16 protein-coding genes are annotated in these 18,895 nt (G+C 41.6%); 2 read left to right on the forward strand and 14 right to left on the reverse strand.

Going from position 1 to position 18,895, the window contains the following annotated elements:
* Nucleotides 1–160 precede the first annotated feature (160 nt).
* The gene (locus V7150_RS09655; RefSeq protein ID WP_335516850.1) at nucleotides 161–1,456 is read left to right on the forward strand and encodes a sensor histidine kinase; all 1,296 of its coding nucleotides are present in this window, start codon (nucleotides 161–163) and stop codon (nucleotides 1,454–1,456) included.
* Complete coding sequence (locus V7150_RS09660) at nucleotides 1,434–2,348, forward strand: response regulator (protein WP_335516854.1); 915 nt, start codon at nucleotides 1,434–1,436, stop codon at nucleotides 2,346–2,348. Before V7150_RS09655 ends, V7150_RS09660 begins: the two co-directional genes overlap by 23 nt.
* A gap of 519 nt (nucleotides 2,349–2,867) precedes the next feature.
* Here V7150_RS09660 and V7150_RS09665 read toward each other — a convergent pair.
* The 14 genes from V7150_RS09665 to V7150_RS09730 all read right to left on the reverse strand — a co-directional run bounded on the left by V7150_RS09665 (nucleotide 2,868) and on the right by V7150_RS09730 (nucleotide 18,884).
* Nucleotides 2,868–3,809 (reverse strand): diacylglycerol kinase, encoded by a 942-nt coding sequence (locus V7150_RS09665; RefSeq protein WP_335517075.1) that lies wholly within the window; start codon nucleotides 3,807–3,809, stop codon nucleotides 2,868–2,870.
* 427 nt (nucleotides 3,810–4,236) lie between these two features.
* The gene (locus tag V7150_RS09670) at nucleotides 4,237–5,157 is read right to left on the reverse strand and encodes a hypothetical protein (RefSeq protein WP_335516857.1); all 921 of its coding nucleotides are present in this window, start codon (nucleotides 5,155–5,157) and stop codon (nucleotides 4,237–4,239) included.
* Nucleotides 5,154–5,249, reverse strand: a complete 96-nt coding sequence (locus V7150_RS09675) for an LPXTG cell wall anchor domain-containing protein (RefSeq protein WP_335516860.1) — start codon at nucleotides 5,247–5,249, stop codon at nucleotides 5,154–5,156. The genes V7150_RS09670 and V7150_RS09675 overlap by 4 nt, the downstream gene beginning before the upstream one ends.
* Nucleotides 5,242–6,333, reverse strand: coding sequence for a hypothetical protein (locus V7150_RS09680; protein WP_335516862.1), 1,092 nt, complete (start codon nucleotides 6,331–6,333; stop codon nucleotides 5,242–5,244). Before V7150_RS09680 ends, V7150_RS09675 begins: the two co-directional genes overlap by 8 nt.
* Nucleotides 6,330–6,935, reverse strand: coding sequence for an anti-sigma factor family protein (locus V7150_RS09685; RefSeq protein ID WP_335516865.1), 606 nt, complete (start codon nucleotides 6,933–6,935; stop codon nucleotides 6,330–6,332). The genes V7150_RS09680 and V7150_RS09685 overlap by 4 nt, the downstream gene beginning before the upstream one ends.
* Entirely contained in the window at nucleotides 6,932–7,450 is a 519-nt protein-coding gene (locus V7150_RS09690; RefSeq protein ID WP_335516868.1) for a sigma-70 family RNA polymerase sigma factor, read from the reverse strand. Before V7150_RS09690 ends, V7150_RS09685 begins: the two co-directional genes overlap by 4 nt.
* A gap of 540 nt (nucleotides 7,451–7,990) precedes the next feature.
* Nucleotides 7,991–8,665 carry a respiratory nitrate reductase subunit gamma gene (gene narI / locus V7150_RS09695; protein ID WP_335516870.1) on the reverse strand — a complete coding sequence of 225 codons (675 nt, stop codon included), beginning with the start codon at nucleotides 8,663–8,665 and terminating at the stop codon, nucleotides 7,991–7,993.
* A gap of 3 nt (nucleotides 8,666–8,668) precedes the next feature.
* Nucleotides 8,669–9,244 (reverse strand): nitrate reductase molybdenum cofactor assembly chaperone, encoded by a 576-nt coding sequence (gene narJ, locus V7150_RS09700; protein WP_335516872.1) that lies wholly within the window; start codon nucleotides 9,242–9,244, stop codon nucleotides 8,669–8,671.
* Nucleotides 9,207–10,718 carry a nitrate reductase subunit beta gene (gene narH / locus V7150_RS09705; protein WP_420490270.1) on the reverse strand — a complete coding sequence of 504 codons (1,512 nt, stop codon included), beginning with the start codon at nucleotides 10,716–10,718 and terminating at the stop codon, nucleotides 9,207–9,209. The genes narJ and narH overlap by 38 nt, the downstream gene beginning before the upstream one ends.
* Entirely contained in the window at nucleotides 10,708–14,400 is a 3,693-nt protein-coding gene (locus V7150_RS09710; RefSeq protein ID WP_335516875.1) for a nitrate reductase subunit alpha, read from the reverse strand. The genes narH and V7150_RS09710 overlap by 11 nt, the downstream gene beginning before the upstream one ends.
* 45 nt (nucleotides 14,401–14,445) lie before the next feature.
* Nucleotides 14,446–15,660 (reverse strand): nitrate/nitrite transporter, encoded by a 1,215-nt coding sequence (locus tag V7150_RS09715; RefSeq protein WP_335516879.1) that lies wholly within the window; start codon nucleotides 15,658–15,660, stop codon nucleotides 14,446–14,448.
* Between the two features lie 50 nt (nucleotides 15,661–15,710).
* The gene (locus V7150_RS09720) at nucleotides 15,711–17,003 is read right to left on the reverse strand and encodes a NarK family nitrate/nitrite MFS transporter (protein ID WP_335516883.1); all 1,293 of its coding nucleotides are present in this window, start codon (nucleotides 17,001–17,003) and stop codon (nucleotides 15,711–15,713) included.
* A gap of 312 nt (nucleotides 17,004–17,315) precedes the next feature.
* Entirely contained in the window at nucleotides 17,316–18,221 is a 906-nt protein-coding gene (locus V7150_RS09725) for a GAF domain-containing protein (protein WP_335516886.1), read from the reverse strand.
* A gap of 9 nt (nucleotides 18,222–18,230) precedes the next feature.
* Nucleotides 18,231–18,884, reverse strand: coding sequence for a response regulator transcription factor (locus tag V7150_RS09730; RefSeq protein ID WP_335516889.1), 654 nt, complete (start codon nucleotides 18,882–18,884; stop codon nucleotides 18,231–18,233).
* Nucleotides 18,885–18,895 lie beyond the last annotated feature (11 nt).

Consider the following 18,895-nt stretch of genomic DNA (forward strand, 5'->3'; position numbering starts at 1 on the left):
ACATTGAGCATAACGCTTGACCTACAAGAACCTACAATAACTAACAAAATCAACTAGAAACTTAATAAATTTGTCATTTTTTCTAATTACAATTGGCTGAAAAACATTTACGATATAATAGAGAAATAGAATTAAAGGTATCTGTAATGGAAGTGATTCTGTGCGCGAAAAATTAGTAGCCTATTTAATGATATTCATCGTTGTTCCAATAGCTGGTGAGTTGAAGTTTTATCCGACTGAGGGGGATATTAGGGTTAGTTTGGGAACACCAGTTTTTTTCTTTTTTTTATTATTTTCTCGAAAAATTCATCCTATTCTCTCTGGACTCTTGGCAGGAGTTGCAGTGGTTCTCTTCCGTATTTTCTTGTATGGAATCCAATTCGACTCCTTTCAGTTTCATGACGCCTTTTATTTATATTTCCCTGTCTTTTTTTATTACTTGATTTTCGCCATACTTTTTCACCTTTTCAAAGTGAATAGTTGGCATGAAAAACCATTTTTCATTGGCTTGTTCGGTGCCATAATCGAGATCATTGCCAGTATAGCCGAAATAATCTGCCGCTATTTTACTTCGCATATGCCAATAACCGTCCATACTTTCGTGATTATTGGCGGAATTGCGATTATCCGCAGCTTCTTCGTCCTCGGCTTTTATAATATTCTTATCGTAAGAGAAACAAGATTAGCAGAAGAACAGCAGCGAAAGCGAAACGAGCAAATTTTATTATTAATTTCAAATTTATATGTAGAAATGTTTCAATTGAAGAAATCAACTAAGAATGCGGAGGAGCTAACAAGTGCATGTTACGGGCTTTATCGAGATTTAAAGGGATTGCACCATAATTCAGCTCAAACTGCACTGAAAATAGCCGGCCAAATGCATGAAATTAAAAAAGATAATCAGCGTATCTATGCGGGATTATCAAAATTAATGGTTAAAGAAAACTTAAGTGACTATATGGACATGAAAGAAATAATTGAGGTAATTATTATTGCTAATAAACGTTACGGAGAAATGCTCGAAAAATCCATTGACTACAAAGTAACTATTTTGGGAGCACATCCCTTTTACCGGACGGTTATACTTTTTTCACTTATTAACAACCTAGTTTCTAATGCTGTCGAAGCAATAAACGAAAAAGGAAATGTGGAGCTGACAGTTGGCCGAGCCAATGAAATGATCCACATCATTGTAAGTGATAACGGCCCGGGAATTTCTGAGAAAAATAAACCCTTCATTTTTGAACCAGGCTTTACCACTAAATTCGACCAAATGGGGATAGCCTCAAATGGGATTGGCTTATCATACATAAAAAATGTGATTGAAAATATCGGAGGAGAGCTCAAACTTTTAGATACAGATGAGATAAACAGAACCAGTTTTGAAATACTTCTTCCGGTCGCAAGTTTAACAGAGAGAGAGGATGATAGCTTTGAAATTTCTAATTGTCGATGATTCCCCCACGATTCGGGTAATGCTTTCTAATATTATTGAAGAAGAAGAATTGGGGACCGTAGCAGGAGAGGCAGTGGATGGTTCTGAGGTTTATGCAGATATTCTTGCTGAACAAGGAATAGACATCTTGATAATCGACTTGCTAATGCCAAACCGTGATGGAATTGAAACGATTAGGGAAATTGCTCCTTTCTTCCGTGGAAAAATTATTATGATTTCACAGGTTGAAACAAAGGATATGATTGGTGAAGCCTATTCGTTAGGGGTTGATCACTATATTACAAAGCCAATTAACCGTTGTGAAGTCGTCAACATCCTAAAGAAGGTATCCAATCAACTGCAACTTGAAAAATCGCTAACTGACATTCAAAAATCATTAAGCTTTTTAACAAACCATTCACAAAAGAAAAGTCCTGAAAGACTTAAACACTCGACTCAAAATCCAATTATTCAATCTGGAAAGAACATCCTGTATGAGCTTGGTATTATTGGAGAGAGTGGTTGTAAGGATCTGCTTGATATTTTAGCGATATTATCACAATTAGAAAAAGGCGGGGTACGTGAAACACCGTCTCTAAAGGATTTATATGAAAAAGTAGTTGAAAAACGTCTCGGACACTCCTCTCCGCAACAGGAGCTTAAAAAAGAAATAAAAGCGGTTGAGCAGCGTATCCGCCGTGCCATCCATCAAGCACTTCAGGGTATTGCTTCACTTGGGCTTACCGACTACAGTAATCCAAAGTTTGAACATTATTCATCCAGTTTCTTTGACTATACCCAAGTCCGAATGAAAATGTTCGAACTGGAAGGCAAAATCCAAGACGACTACGGTCATTGTCGGATTAATATTAAAAAATTTATTCAAGCTCTTTATTTAGAAGCAAAAAGTTAACAGACCTGTCAACGTAGTAAAGCGCTAGAGTTTGACAGTCTACTATTTAATCTATTAAAAATAGCCCGCTCCTAGAGAATGAAGGGTTCCGTATTTAGGTGCAAAAGTTAAATGACATAGAAAATGGCGTGTAAAACTGCTTTCAGTTTTAGCACGCCATTTTTAATTGTCATATGGACTAATTGACAATCAAATTCCTTATTTCGACTGAAGCACCCGATCTTGCAATTAGAAAAAAAAAACCGCCAATAATGGCAGCTGATCATTATGTGGATTTGCCTGTTGATTGTCCGAATGTAAGGCTCATTCAAACAGGACAAGTGGATTATTACTTTTGATTGTCCGAATGTTGAGCTCATTTGTCATTGTAAGTAAAGTGTGTCATTCCAAATCCCAATAAGCCTAAAAATTGTAATATCCCTTTGTAAAAAAAGAAAAATAGCGTGAGTCAATTCTCACGCTATTTTATACTTATGCACCCGAAAACGGAACCTTTTACCATAGAAACTAGGCTTTTTCTTAGCTATATCTTTTTCCCGACTCCCAATCTGTCGGCCGGTCATTTGGGCGAATGTTATCAAAGGGGACAAACACTTCTAAATGTCGGTATAGATTCTCAAACTCCGCAGGCAGCAAGCCGCCGAATTCTCCATCTAAATTTAGCTGCACTTTTTCATCGGAATAAACTTTGATTCGATTTGCCTGTGTGTAAATTACATTCGTGTCATTCACATGTTCACCGCGAATCGCTAACGTTGCAATCCGAATAAACTCGGCAAGATTTACTTTTTTCAAAATTAAAAGGGAAAACAATCCATCGTTAATAGATGCATCAGGTGCAAGCTTTTCAAATCCGCCAATCGAATTGGTCAGTCCAACCAGAAACATCATCGCTTCTCCTTCAAAAAGCTTTCCGTCATATTCAATCTTAAGATCCGAGGCTTTAATCGATGGAAGCATTTCCACCCCTTTTAAATAGTAGGCAAGCTGGCCGAGCATCGTTTTTAACCTACTTGGCACTTCATATGTAAGCTCGGTAATTCTGCCGCCGCCTGCAATATTAATAAAATATCGATCATTAATACGGCCAATATCTACAGGGATTAATTCCCCTTTCGTGATAATATTCACAGCAGCCCCAACATCTCTGGGAATATGAAGAGCTCGGGCAAAATCATTCGTTGTACCGGCTGGAATAATACCTAGTTTTGGACGGTACTCCTGCTCAGCTAAGCCGTTTACGACCTCATGAATCGTTCCATCACCGCCGGCCGCAATGACAATATCATACTGGCGCTCGACGGCTAATCGTGCTGCCTTCGTGGCATCACCCGCACCCGTCGTAGCATGACAAGATGCTTCATATCCGGCAACCTCTAATTTTTGAAGGATTTCCGGCAGATTCCGTTTCAGAACTTCTCGTCCTGATGTAGGATTGTAAATCAGTCTTGCTCTTTTCATCATCATCATCCTATTTTTTAAATAACATGGCTTTGTCAATTCTATATTCTACCAATTATCATCATTACTTACAAACATATTGACAAGCCATAAGGTGAACCTTCAATCAGTGGGAATTCTCTCCATCTTCTGCTGATTGTTAGTCACGTTCTACTGTCCATAATATCAAGGCTGCAGCCTCGATAAAGAGAAAGTACAAACCCGATTGGTTTAACTAAGCCGATAAAAAGCGTATCGGCAAGTTTCACTGTATCTCACTGATGGGCTTTTACGGGCAGTTGAGCTTCAACTATCCTTGTTAGTTACCACAAAAGCGGGGACCATTCTGTCCATTAATGTGGGATAAGAACTAGTATCTCCCTGAACGTCCCTCTACTATCATAACCACTTTTTATTTTTTTGCAAAAAATAAGAGAAGAAGAATTTATTAATTCGTGTTTAGGCTGACCTCAAAAGCGTTTGCAATATGAATACGGTATTTACCTTCACCTGATTGATAAACAGCATTTTTTCTCGCATTATTATCTACACCCTCAGCATTCTCTTTCTCTGACACTTGCCACTCGCCGTCTTTCCCGCTTACATTCTCCACACCAACAGCGGCTACCTTCAAATTACTGTTTTCCGCAACATCAACTACAATCGATGAGGCACTCTCAATATTCCAGTCGTTCGCAAGAGTGCGCGGTTTTAAGGTTAAAGAATTATTATTTCCGATGACCTCAAGCTTTACATCCTTCGGCACAAGTATGGTTCCCGCCATCATTCCCTGCGAATCAAACGGCCCAACCTCGTTTGGCAGCGTCTTTACATTTAAATAAAGCGTATCTCCCTTTTTGTTTGCTGCAATAATATCATCTGCACTTTTCAACAGCTTCTCTTTTTTCCCCGTTTGCACCCTGTATGTGCCAAACATTGAGACTTCTTTTTCCTCTGTAGCTTCAATTGTCATGTCATAGCCAACCGTTCTGACCACCACTCGTTTAATACTGTCATCCATTTGATAGGAATAAGCAGGCAGTTCAAACGAGCGTTCCTCCCGTGCCATTACCTCTTCTACCTTGTTCATTAAACCTGTTGTGTTTAAGACAGCAAAGCCAATTCCAACCATGCCGATCACTCCAACAAAGATAATACTCAAAAAATCATATTTTAACATTGGTTTTTCCTGCCGTGAGAGAAACAAATAAACGAGAATTTCAACTCCTAAGACTATTAATAAAAGCGGCCACCACGCCGTCATAATCTGAACAAGATTTAAATGCAAAAACTTTGAAAAGAAAAGAAAGAGGCCAAGAAACAAGAGCGAGGCCCCCATCGAAAACGTCCCAACACGCCAAGTTCTCATGCTCCTTCGCCTCTCTTTCTTTTTCTAAAAAGAAAGCCGATCCCGGCTCCGATTAATGCCATTCCTGCTATCGCTTTTCCCCACTTACTCATGATTCTCAGCCTCCCTTTTTTGTTTACTTCCGGATAAAAGCTTAATTCCCCCGCCGATTAACAGCACGCAAACAAGGCCGGTCTGAAGGTATGGTTGGAAGTAGTATTGCATCCAATACGAGATATCAATATTAATAATCTTTCTTAACATTGGTGAAAATGCCGGGATTAAGACGTTCATTACCATATAATAAAGACCCATCAGGACAAGCCCAATTCCTACCCATTTTTGATGATTAAGGAAATAGGCGATAATAGGAACATCTTCAATCTCTTCTTCACCATACCTCGAAACCTTTTGCATCGCGTCAAAAAAGCTGTAAAACCAGATAATCGGGATTAAAAACAAGAATATGCCAAGTCGTAAAATGTCTAAGATATAAACCGAAAACAGGAACGCCGCCATCAGCTGAATGCCGCGCCGCTGCAAGCCTATATACAAGTGACCCGCACCTGGAAAAATCGCAAGAAACGTCGCGATTGCCTTACTTTTCTTACTGTCTTCTCTGCGTATTTCAAAATCCTCATAAATCGTTCGGTCAACTAGCTCCTCACCACGCTGCTTTTTATTTACCTGCTGTACAGCGTCAAAAAAACCATACACCCAGATGATGGGAAGTGCCGCCAAAAAGACAAGAAATTCTCCACGGTTGGATAGTGCCGTAATAAAAATAACCATGACGCCTAGGCCAAAAAATGTGGCCAGCAGCGTTAAGCCCCTATTCATTAATCCAAGTTGAAAATGGCCAAGTCCCGGAATAAACGATAAGACGATTGTATAAAAACGTTCTGAGTCCTGGGCTGCCTTAGAATACATGTAGTCGGGATTTGTTTCCGTTAGTATCCTCTTTTGTTTTGAAATCTGTACACCCATATCAATGAAGCTAATTAAATAGATCGAAATACCAGCCATAAAGGCCAGGACTGCTATTTCCTCATTATGGGTAAATAAAGCCATAACCGTTATAAACGCCAAGCCAATAACCGATAATAAATACAACACCCCGCGAAACATGTTTCCGAAATAAATGTGACCGAGGCCGGGAAATAACGATAGTGTTAAAGCCTTCGTGGAATTTTTCATTTCTTATCTGCCTCCTTTTTTTCTAGTGAATCCATCCATGCAAATGTTTTATTAATAACCCCTTCCGTCACCGAAGGCTTTTTTTCCTGAATGTTCAGCGGACTCTCTAACGAGTTTGCATAGCTGACAAGCGATTGAAACGCACCTGTAAACATTAATAAAATCGTCGCAGCAGCCGCCAAAAAATAATGGAACACCGCCTGCTGATAAAAACGCTTCTTCTTAATCTTACTAAACTCCTTGGTGTCATCTTTTGTATCATCTTCGGTGTCAACATCTTTAGTGTCAGGCACTAAAGGAAGCATTACCACCGTGCTAAGCGTTCTAATGGTGTCAGGCACCGATGGAACTGTTGGCACAGTGCTAATATCTGTAACGATGTCAGGCACCATTGAAGGCATTACCCTTGCCATTACTTGATCTGTAAAGTTGCTTTCGCTTGAAAGAACCGGGAGGGATGATTCGTTTGCTGAGACTGCTTGTAAGTAGGCCTCAAGGCATTGGTCGCACGTATATAAATGACTTTCTAGTTCCTCTCGGGTGTTTTCATTAATTTCGTTTTTAACGTATTGCTGCCATTCATCGTAAGTGTAATGCTTCATGAAAAATCATCCTCCTTCCAATTCTTTTTCATCCAGCTTCGAGCCCGGTACAGTTTCGTCTCAATCGTTTTGACTTGGACATTTTGTTCCTCGGCCATTTGCTGATAACTTTTTTCCGCTATGTAAAAGCCGTAGATTACTTCACGGTAATTCTCAGGTACTTCATTCAACTTTTTCCTAACAAGTGTGCGTCGGTCCTGCTCAATAATTTCCTTTTCCACGCTATCCCTCGGTGTCGCTAATGCCTGCTGCTCGAGGGCCTCTGCAACTTCCTCTCTTCGTCTTGCCTGTTTTCGTTTAACATCTATCGCATGGTTAACGGCAATACGCGTCATCCACGTTTTAAAACCTTGGAATTCATATTTAGGGAGAGAGGTGTAAATTTTCATAAACACTTCCTGTGCAGCGTCTTCAGCTTCCTTTTGATCGCGAAGAACAGCAAAGACAGTCCGGAACACATCATTGCGGTACTTCTCAACCAAAAGACGAAAGGCATGATCATTGCCTTCCAGCACTTTTTCTATTAAGGCTGTGTCGCTAATCGTTCTCTCCCCCTTTCTTTTTTGTCCAACACACTAATAGACGAATGCTATTTAATAAACCCCTACACTTTTCTAAAAAAACTTTTTAGATTTTCTTCATCATACCATGGTTGGTATTATCGTAAAAAAATATATTTATATCAAAAGCTCTTTTTTAAGACTCTCCTGAATAGACCGATTCCTTTAGTGTAAAAAGAATTAGATCACCAATTCAAAAATTCTGCAATGTCCATGGCCTTTATGTCATCTTCCACTTCATTCCAATGCTGAGCATGGATAAACAGTAAGGACAGCCACTAGTGCTGGTTGACGATCACAACGAAAAAAACCTCCTACATTTGCAGGAGGCAAAAACTGATGAAAATACCTAAAGAATTGGGGAGATTACTAGCTCTTAGGAGCCACTAATTTTCAAGTAACGCCAAAAATCAAGAAAAAAACTGACTCAGAAGAGTCGTCTTTCAACGACCTTTTAAGTCAGTTTCAAAGTTCAACTGCGGCAATCGAGAATCCTTAGCCTGCCCTTTTTCGATAAATGATGTAGCGCCGCTTGAAATAGGTTAGAGGGACACTCCACACATGGACAAGCCGAGTAAATGGCCAGATTCCAATCAAGGCGAACGATATCAAGATATGCAACTGAAAACCAAGAGGCACCCCTCTCATTAAGGAAGGATTCGGCACAAAAGTGAGCAGGCCTCTGAACCATGGACTAATGGTTTCGCGATAATCAAAATCGGGATGGAGCCGGGTTCCGATAACAGTATTATAGATTCCAATTATGATAATCAGAAAGATGAGGATCAATGTGATGAAGTCACTAGTATCACTTGTAATCCGCACACGTTTATTCGTAAGCCGGCGATTCAACAGAATGAGAATCCCAATCAGAGTAATAATCCCAGCAAGCCCTCCCACATACACAGCACCAGAGTGATACATAGATTCACTCACTCCAAAGCTTTCCAGGAGAGATTTCGGAACCAAGAGACCGACTATATGCCCGACAGAAACAAGTAGGATCCCAATATGAAATAACATGCTTCCCCATTTTAACGTCTTTTTTTCCAAAAATTCACTTGATTTAGCCGTCCATGACAATTGGTCCACATTGTAACGGTAAATATGCCCGACAATAAAAATCGTAATCATTAAGTAAGGAAATATCACCCATAGAAATTGAAGCACCTTCTATTCCCTCCTCCCTGATAAAATTGTTTTTTCGAGTAAATCCATTCCGGCTAAACAGGCTGAGATTAAAAATAGATACGGACTTTTCAACATTTCGAATTCATTCTTCAATTTTTCAATCGGTTCCCGCAAACTTCCTAGCAGATTAGCGGAAATTTGCAGGGGGGCAACCGAGGCAAATTCTAATACAACCGGCAAATAATCGGATAGCTCCTCATCCGTCATTTCATAGCCATAGTCTTTATACAACGCCTTTAATTCTACTAAAATTTGCCCTCGTTCTCGCTGTTCCCCCGCTTTCAAGTAGCTCAACGAAAGGGAGCAGGCCGGGTTAAAATCAAACAAGTCAACATAATACCGTTCTAAATCATCGATAGAAATATCGCCAATTGCCTTCAAAAAAGAGACAAGCGGAGTTTTGAGCGATAGACTTTCAAATTCCTCGACCTCTTCAACCAGTTCTCTCCATTGCAGCCACCTTTTATCAGGATACTGTAGTAGATAAGAAATCATTTTAAAGGAGTCGCGAACCTCGGTCTCATCTTTTGAGAACATGGAATTCATCATTTGATCCATCATAGCCACCTACTTTACAAGTATTACAGTCAAAGCTATACCCGATTGAACCTTGCTCCCCGTAGAGATTCTGGACGTGTTCCTTATGTGCAGGAGGAATAACAAATCGATCTTCGTACTTCGCGATAGCCAGCAAGCGGTACATTTCCTCGATTACTTCCGAGTCCATGCCAATCTTTTTAAGAAGTTGTTCATTTGCTGCTTTCCCTAATGTTTTTGCCCGCATATGATGGCGCATGGTGACCATTTTTTCCAGTACTTCTATAATGATGTCTGTGTCTCCCGCTGTAAGCATGTTGGCGAGGTATTCCAGTGGAATTCTCATTTGGTTGATCGCCGGAAACATTTCTTCTAACGCACCGTTTGTATCCTTTCCCTCGAACATGGTTGTAAATGGACTTAGCGGCGGAACATACCAAACCATCGGCAATGTTCGATATTCTGGGTGAAGCGGAAGAGCAATTTTATATTTAATCGCCATTTTATATATAGGTGATTTTCTGGCTGCTTCCAGCCAATCTTCAGAAATGCCGTCCTTTTTTGCCTGTTCGATTACTTCAGGATCATTGGGGTCGAGGAACAAGCTTAACTGCTCCTTGTATAAATCTTTTTCATTTGGGATGCTTGCCACTTCTTTCACCCTGTCTGCATCATAGAGTAGAACCCCGATATAACGGATACGGCCTGTGCACGTTTCCGAACAAACCGTTGGCAGTCCTGCTTCAATTCTCGGGAAGCAAAACGTACATTTTTCTGCTTTTTGCGTCTCCCAATTGAAATAAACCTTTTTATAAGGGCAGCCTGTCATACAGTATCTCCAGCCCCGGCACTGCTCTTGGTCGACGAGGACAATCCCGTCTTCATCTCTTTTATAAATCGCACCAGAAGGACAGGAGGCGACACAACCAGGATTTAAACAATGCTCACAAATCCGGGGCAGATACGTCATAAAGGCTTGTTCAAATTCAAGCTTTACTGACTCTTCAAGCTTCCTGAAATTCGGATCTTGCAGGCCCGTTACATGGACACCTGCAAGGTCATCCTCCCAGTTTGGCCCCCATCCCAGCTCCATTGTTTCCCCAGTTAACAGAGATTTCGGCCGGGCAACAGGCTGATGCTTCTTCTGCAGGCTGTTCGTCAGCTTTTCATAATCATATGTCCATGGCTCATAATATTCATCAATCGTTGGCAGGTCGGGATTGTGAAAGATTTTTCCGAGAGCAAGTTTATTCAGCTTACTTCCGGATTTTAACTCAAGTTGATTGTTCTTTAACGTCCAGCCCCCTTTGTGCTTCTCCTGATTTTCCCATTCAATCGGATAGCCAACCCCTGGCTTTGTTTCGACATTATTAAACCAGATATACTCGGCCCCCGGACGATTCGTCCATGTGTTTTTACACGTAACACTACAGGTATGGCAGCCAATACATTTGTCTAGGTTCATTACCATCGCCACTTGTGCTTTAATCTTCAAGCCAAGGCACCTCCTTCATCTTTCTGACAGAAACGTAAAGATCACGTTGGTTTCCGATCGGACCATAGTAATTAAACCCATAGCTAAGCTGTGCATAGCCCCCAATAAGTTGGGTTGGCTTCACATGGATCTTGGTAGGACTGTTATGCGTTCCGCCCCGTTCATGGGTAATCGTCGAACCTGGAGTATTAATATGCTTATCCTGCGCATGGTACATATACAGCGTACCTTTTGGCATTTTATGACTTGTTACCGCCCTTGCTGCTACGACGCCATTACGATTGTAAACTTCGACCCAATCATTGTCTTGAATACCCGCCTGCTCAGCATCCTTTTCACTCATCCATACATGCGGTCCACCGCGGAAAAGCGTCAGCATCGTTAAATTATCTTGATAGGTGCTGTGAATATTCCATTTCCCGTGCGGCGTTAAATATCTAAGGGTAATTTCATTCTCCTGTTTCTTCGGTACTTGATCACGGCTGGAAAAAACCATTTCCGGTAAAGTCGGCTTATAAATAGGGAAATTTTCCCCATATTCAGTGATAATTTCATGATCAAGATAAAAATGCTGCCGTCCAGTTAACGTTCGGAATGGGACAAAGCGTTCAATATTGGTCGTAAATGGTGAATAACGTTTATTCCCTTTATTTGACCCGGTAAATACTGGCGTTGGGATCACCTTACGCGGTTGGATGGAAATATCCTGAAAAGTATGATGTACAGATGCTTGGTCTTCGGCGATATCCTTTAAGGAAAGACCTGTTTTTGCTTCCTCCGCTTCCCATGCCTTCATTGCCACTTTCCCATTTGTTGCGCTAGATAAGGTCATCATCGCTTCCGCTGCCTGTCGTCCTGATTCAATGCTTGGCATGCCATGGGAAATTCCCGCCATTTCGACCGTCCCGTTCATACCCTTCAACTGCTGATATTGCTCTGCCACGGAAAAAGAAATTCCGTGTGCTCCAACAGGATTTTTCTCTACTAGTGGCCCAAGGGCAATAAATTTTTCATATATTTTCCGATAATCGCGTTCTACAAAAATCATTCGCGGCATTGTAACACCCGGCACAGCTTCTACTTCACCTTTTTTCCAATCAAGCACTTTACCAAAAGGCTGAGCTATTTCATCTGGCGTGTCATGCTGGAGCGGGACTGTGACCAGATCCTTGATTGGTTTAGGGAAATGCTTCTCTGCCATTTCGGAAAATTCTTTGGCAATCCCTTTAAATGTATCCCAATCAGATTGTGCTTCCCAAGGTGGATTAATCGCTGGATTGAATGGATGAACAAACGGATGCATATCAGTACTGCTAATATCATGCTTTTCGTACCAAGTGGCCGCAGGTAAAACAATATCAGAATACAGCGCATTCCCCGCCATTCGGAAATCGATGGAGACAAGGAGATCGAGTTTACCTTCTGCACCCTCAGACCGCCATTTCATTTCCTCCGGCCTCATTGACTGATTTTCTTCTCCCAGGAGCCCATTGGAGGTGCCAAGCAGGTGCTTTAGGAAATATTCATGTCCTTTCCCCGAACTTGAAATTAAATTGGAACGCCAAACAAACAAGTTTCTTGGGAAGTTAACAGGATGATCCGGATCTTCAACCGCAAATTCCATCTTGCCAGTTTTCAACTCATTCACCGCATACTTAATGGCATCCTCTGCCGTTTTGGCCCCTGCTTTTTGCGCATCTTCGTATAGATTGATAGAGTTTCGATTAAATTGTGGATAAGAAGGCAGCCAGCCTAATCTTGCGGCGAGAACGTTGTAATCGGCTGAATGCCGGTATCTTGCTTTTTTCACAAGTGGTGAAGCAAGCTCATTCATCTTTGTCTCTTCATAGCGCCATTGATCTGTGGCAAAATAATAGAAAGACGTTGCATTTTGCAGGCGCGGCGGCATCGACCAGTCACGGCCAAAAGCAATCGTTCCCCAGCCTTCCGGGACGCGGCATTTTTCTTGCCCGACATAATGGGCCCATCCACCGCCATTGACGCCCTGTGAACCTGTCAATAACACTAGGTTTAAAATGCTTCGGTAAATGGTGTCACCATTAAACCAGTGGTTAATTCCTGCACCCATGATAATCATGGAACGTCCCTTTGTATCGACGGCATTTTGGGCAAATTCTCTGGCGATTTTTACTACCAGCTTTTTATCTATTCCTGTATATTTTTCCTGCCAGGCCGGTGTGTATGGGTGCTGATCTTCATAACTAAATGACTTTCCCTTGCCCAGCTCCTTACGATTCACCCCATAGTGGGCAAGCATAAGATCAAAGACTGTCGTAACATATATTTCTTCACCAGATGCTTTGACCACCATCTTCACGGGGACAGGGCGAGAAACCGTCCTTGTTTGATCACGGTCAAAAAACGGGAATTCGATGTCAACAATACGGTCTTCCTGGCCAAGAACTGTTAACTCCGGCTCAAACATATTCCCTTGTTCATCCTCTTGCAGCAGGTTCCACTGTCCTTTGTTCCCCCAACGATGACCGATACTACCGTTAGGAATCATAATTTTCCCTGACTGCCTATCGATGACAGCTGTTTTCCATTCTGCATGCGTGAATGGCATTCCTAAGTCACTTGCCGTTAAAAAGCGGTCAGAAACATAAGCTTGCCCGTTCTGTTTAAGCGTAATCAAGTATGGAAGATCGGTATATTTTTGGGCGTATTCATAAAAGTAATCCGTCTTCTTGTCGACATAAAACTCCTTTAAAATAACATGGGTCATCGCCTGCGCTAAAGCAGCATCTTCTCCAGGCTGGATTGGAAGCCAGTCATCGGCAAACTTTACATTTTCCGCATAGTCCGGGCTGACGGTTACCACTTTTGTTCCTTTATATCGTACCTCTGTCATAAAGTGAGCGTCAGGTGTTCTGGTCATTGGTACATTGGAGCCCCACATCATGATATACCCGGAGTTATACCAGTCACTGCTCTCCGGAACATCGGTTTGCTCACCCCAGATTTGCGGGGAGGCTGGCGGCAGATCAGCATACCAGTCATAGAAGCTAAGCATCGGAGCACCAAGCATCGATAAAAAGCGTGATCCCGCAGCATAACTAACCATAGACATGGCGGGAATAGGGGTAAATCCAGCAATCCGATCAGGTCCGAATCTCTTCGTTGTATAAATAAGCGATGCGGAAATCATTTCATTGACTTCTTCCTTTGTGGCTCGGATGAAGCCTCCTTTACCACGGGCAGATTTATACTGCTTTGTCTTTTCAGGATTTTCGACAATACTTGCCCATGCTTTGACCGGATCGTTTTCCTGTTTTAACGCTTCACGATATAATTTTAGGAGAGCCCCGCGAACATAAGGATATTTCACACGAAGCGGGCTATACACATACCAGGAAAAGCTTGCCCCCCGCGGACACCCCCTTGGTTCAAATTCCGGCATATCCGGTCCGCAGCTCGGATAATCTGTCTGCTGGTTTTCCCATGTGATGATCCCATCCTTGACAAATACCTTCCAGCTGCACGATCCGGTACAGTTAACGCCATGTGTTGTCCTGACAACCTTATCGTGCGCCCAACGCTGGCGATAAACATTTTCCCATTCCCGGTCTCCGACAGTCAGCTGGCTCCAGCCATCTAAGCTCGTGTCAATTGGTTTAAAATAGCGAAGCTTTTTTAAAAAGCTGCTCGATTTTGTTTTCATTTCAATCCCCTTTCTTCTTTCAGTGCATCATTTCAACTGCTTTTTTTATATTGCTGTCAGACTAGTTGGAGATTTCTTGATGCTAGTTTTTTTCCATGCGTGCTGCAGCCACACCGTGATGGCAAGGGCAGCAATATAGGTCGCTCCAATCCACCAAAAACCGAGGGCATAAGAACCGGTCATTTCTTTAAAAATTCCAAGAATGTTTGGTAAAAAGAAACCGCCAAAACCACCTGCTGCACCAACGAATCCTGTGAAAATCCCAACTTCGCGCGGAAATCTTGTCGGGATCACCTGAAAGATTGCTCCGTTTGCAATACCAAAAATGAGCATAGCTATGATAAACAGCGGCAGCGTCACATAAAGTGATGGAAGGAATCCAATCATGCAAAGCACTACTGCAGCTAAACCAAACAATCGAATGAGAAGATTGATACCTCCAAGCCGATCGGCAATATACCCGCCAATTGGCCGAACAAAACTCCCAACAAAGACGGTGATGGTCACAAAATCTCCCGCCGCAACTTTACTAATTCCGTATTGATCCACAAAGAAAATCGCAAGATAACTAGTCAAACCAACAAAACCGCCAAATGATAGGCTGTAAAAGAAGCTGAAAATCCATGTTTCCTTAATTTTTACAATGCCAAAGTATTGTGAAAGCTTTTGCGGCTTTGGTGCATTGGGACTGTCTTTTGCAAAAATAACAAAGATGATAAAGGCAACAAAAAGCGGGATAAGAGCAAAACCGAACACACTATGCCAGCCAAACGCTTGGGCAATTCTTGGTGCAAACAAGGTTGCCAATACGGTGCCGCTATTTCCCGCACCAGCAATCCCCATCGCAAGGCCTTGATGCTCAGGAGGATACCAGCGGCTGGCAAGCGGCAGAGCAACGGCGAAGCTTGCACCTGCGATCCCGAGTAAAAATCCAAACGCTTGCACTTCCGTTAATGAATTTCCAAACCACCATCCCCAAAAAAGTGGAATCATCGTTAGCAGCATTCCGATCATCCCCATTCGCTTTCCGCCAAAGCGATCGGCAAGCAGTCCCATTGGGATCCGAAGCAGGGATCCACCTAATACCGGAATCCCAACCATTAACCCCTTCTGTGCTGGTGTCAGTCCGAAATCCTGAACAATAAAAGTGGAAGTGGCCCCTACCATAACCCAGATCATGAAACTAATATCAAAATAGAGAAAGGATGATAGTAATGTCGGCAAATTTCCACTTTTTAAAAAGTTTTTTAAATTACCCATCTGTTTCACTCCTAGTCTTTTTTACATCCTGTTTCTTCAACAAATCAGGGCTAGCATTTCACTTCTGCGTTCTTTCGTGAGTAATAGAACCAGCAAATTCCAAGACTAATCACGTAATAAGCGATAAACAGGTAGAGTGCTAAATTCGCAGAGTTTGAAACCGATATCGACCAACTGAATATCTTTGGAATTAAGAAGGCGCCATATGCAGCAATGGCTGCCGTAAAACCAAGAACTGGTGCCGCCTGCTTTGGTTCAAAAATAATCGGAATCATCCGGAAAGTAGAGCCATTGGCGATCCCTGTTGTGAAAAAGAGAATAATAAACATGATTAAAAATCCGGTAAAATTCTTTTCATTTAAGAAGTAAATAACTCCTACCGTTGCTGCAATCATGACGATAATATCCCAAAACGTTACTTTTGCTCCGCCAATCTTATCGGCAATCCAGCCGCCGATCGGCCTGACCGATGCCCCAACCAGCGGTCCTAAAAATGCTAGCTGAAGGGGATTTATTTCCGGAAATTCCGCTTTAATAAGCAATGGAAATGCTGCCGCATAGCCAATAAAGGAGCCAAAGCACATTGTGTAGATCCATGACATGATCCAAGTATGCTTATTTTTGAAAATGATGGCTTGTTCCTTAAATGATTGTTTTGCATTTGGGAGATTATCCATCCCAAAAAGGGCGCAGATCGTGACAATAACAATCGGCACTATCCAAATAAAGGCGGCATTTTGGATCCAAACTTCTGTCCCATCCTTCATTAATTGTGAGGAACCGACTATTCCAGCAAATGCCCCCGTCGTGATTACAATCGGTGTTAAGAATTGAACCGCACTTACCCCAAGATTTCCAATTCCCGCATTCATACCATTTGCGGCGCCTTTTAATTTTTTTGGAAAAAAGAAGCTAATATTAGCCATCGATGATGAAAAATTTCCTCCTCCGATTCCGCAAAGAGCCGCTAAAATTGCCATCGTGGTAAAAGATGTATCTGGGTTTTGAACAGCGAAGCCAATTCCGATTGCTGGCAGCAAAAGGGCTGCTGTACTAATTACCGTCCAGTTTTTTCCGCCAAATATCCCCGGCAAAAAAGTAAAAAATATTCTCAATGTTGCCCCGACAAGTCCCGGAAGTGCTGCCAAGGTGAAAAGTTCGCTTGATGTAAAATGAAAACCAACATCATTCAGTTTTACTGCTACAACCGACCAAATTTGCCAAACGATAAACGCTAAAAATAGTGCAGGAATCGAAATCCAAAGGTTTCGCTGAGCATGTCGCTTTCCCTCCGATTTCCAGTACTGGCTATTCTCCGGGTCCCAATGCTTAATCCTCTCCATTTCTCTTCATCCTTTCGTTTTTATGATTTCATTGTAAAGGCTTTCAATATTGGTGAATATCAGGGTTACACCTCAGTTTAGTAAGGGAAATTACATATTTTCATATCGTGTGTTACTCAAATGTTCACAATTTATTCACTTATGCCAAATACATAAAGAAAACTCGCCGATTGGCGAGCCCCTAAGGGCGAAGACAGAGGCGTAGTTGCACTTATGCGTTAGGAAAGTATAAATTTGAAAAATTTATACTTCCCTTAGCCAAAAAAACCTATCCATCATTGTGAATAGGTCAGAAGAAAGAAATATGAGTCATTATAGGTTACTTGATTCTTGGATTGTATTCCAAAGCTGATCACGTAATAGCAAGCTGAGAAAAAAGTTCATAGTTAAAATCGTTCTTTTATTATCAAAAACCATTTCAATGCTTCCATTGATTTTTCTTACTTCATCAGCAAGGAGCGAAAACACTTCTTCAGGAAGTTCCAAGATATGATCTGTTTTAATTTGAATGGCAAATTGCTGTTCAGATTTTAGTTCAATCATTACTTTAACTTTAGAATTATTTTCCGCTCCAATTGCACGTTCAAAAAGAAGGTTGAAGATAGAGATAAGGCTTTGCTGTGCCTCTTCTGACAGCAAGGTTATACGTTGATCTAATAAAATGATTTCAAGCTTATCTCCCCATTTCGACTTCTCCTCCACAAAGTAACGAGAAAGGGAGGACTTTTTTGTTTCCTTTTTTTCATCTGGAGGTGTTTGTTCCGCTTCTCGCTCCAGCATATACAAACTCGAAATCTCGTCCGCTGCATATTTCATCGATTCAATTTCAATCGTATCAAACCTTCTACGTGTCCTTTGACCAATAAGCAGAACACCAATCAACTGCGAGTGAAATAGTAACGGTACAGATGCTGCGGATTTGAGTTCTTCTATGATTAGGATTGGAAACTCTAAAGACTCATCCTGAAGTTCTTCTGGAAAATTTGTGATAATAAATTCTCGCTTTGTTTTTAACGTTCGCCCGCAAATCCCTTTACCACTTCTAACAACAATACTTGTATAGCGGTTGTTTAAGGAACCAATGGCTAAGCGCCAACGGAATTCAAGATTAAGAGGATCATAAAAGGCAATCGCAGAAAAATCTACCTTTAGTTCAGAAACAAGTGATTGAAGTTTTAACTCTAGTAATTCTTTTAATCCTACTTTTTGATTTGTCATCGCCCTCACCTAATTATCTAAAAGACCTCTTTTTAATGCAAACTGCACTAAGTCTCTTCTTGTCGTTAGTTTAAGTTTTTCCATAATTTTCGATTTATGTGTTTCGACGGTTCTCGGACTAATATTGAGAAGTTCTCCGGTTTCTTTGTTCGTGTAACCTTTTGCCACAAGGCTGCAAATCTCTTTTTCACGTTCAGATAGAAGATCAAAGGAATCATTATATTCTTCTCCTGTATCATGAAATACATGCTCGATTACTCTTTTCTGGGCATTTGGATAAAGATAGGCCTGCCCGGAATGCACTTGTCGAATAGCCGTCACCAGCTCTTGCCCAAGTGATGATTTCAATAAAAAACCGGAAGCTCCCGCTCTTAATGCCCTAAATAGAGAATCCGGATCGTCATGCATCGATAAAATGAGAACCTTGATATCCGGGAAGTTTTGCACGAGTTCACTCGTAGTTGGCAGCCCGTCTCTCCCGTTTGGCATGCTTAAGTCCATGATGACCACGTCTGGGTTAACCTTAGGGATTTTTAGCAGTGCTTCATTTCCTTCGGCAGCTTCCCCAATGACAATCATATCTGATTGAGCATTCAATAATAAGTTCAGACCATCACGAACAACGGCATGATCATCCACTAAAAAGATCCGAATTTCATTCATTGTTTACCACC

Origin of the sequence: Neobacillus drentensis, assembly GCF_036965245.1 — a bacterium.
Classification (GTDB): domain Bacteria; phylum Bacillota; class Bacilli; order Bacillales; family Cytobacillaceae; genus Neobacillus; species Neobacillus drentensis_G.

Bases quoted from the DNA above. Each gene is read 5' to 3' on its own strand.
- V7150_RS09675 (WP_335516860.1), bottom strand. From the start codon at position 5,249: ATGAGTAAGTGGGGAAAAGCGATAGCAGGAATGGCATTAATCGGAGCC.
- V7150_RS09710 (WP_335516875.1), bottom strand. From the start codon at position 14,400: ATGAAAACAAAATCGAGCAGCTTTTTAAAAAAGCTTCGCTATTTTAAA.
- V7150_RS09680 (WP_335516862.1), bottom strand. From the start codon at position 6,333: ATGAAAAATTCCACGAAGGCTTTAACACTATCGTTATTTCCCGGCCTC.
- V7150_RS09715 (WP_335516879.1), bottom strand. From the start codon at position 15,660: ATGGGTAATTTAAAAAACTTTTTAAAAAGTGGAAATTTGCCGACATTA.
- V7150_RS09670 (WP_335516857.1), bottom strand. From the start codon at position 5,157: ATGAGAACTTGGCGTGTTGGGACGTTTTCGATGGGGGCCTCGCTCTTG.
- narJ (WP_335516872.1), bottom strand. From the start codon at position 9,244: ATGGATCAAATGATGAATTCCATGTTCTCAAAAGATGAGACCGAGGTT.
- V7150_RS09725 (WP_335516886.1), bottom strand. From the start codon at position 18,221: ATGACAAATCAAAAAGTAGGATTAAAAGAATTACTAGAGTTAAAACTT.
- V7150_RS09685 (WP_335516865.1), bottom strand. From the start codon at position 6,935: ATGAAGCATTACACTTACGATGAATGGCAGCAATACGTTAAAAACGAA.
- V7150_RS09665 (WP_335517075.1), bottom strand. From the start codon at position 3,809: ATGAAAAGAGCAAGACTGATTTACAATCCTACATCAGGACGAGAAGTT.
- V7150_RS09730 (WP_335516889.1), bottom strand. From the start codon at position 18,884: ATGAATGAAATTCGGATCTTTTTAGTGGATGATCATGCCGTTGTTCGT.
- V7150_RS09720 (WP_335516883.1), bottom strand. From the start codon at position 17,003: ATGGAGAGGATTAAGCATTGGGACCCGGAGAATAGCCAGTACTGGAAA.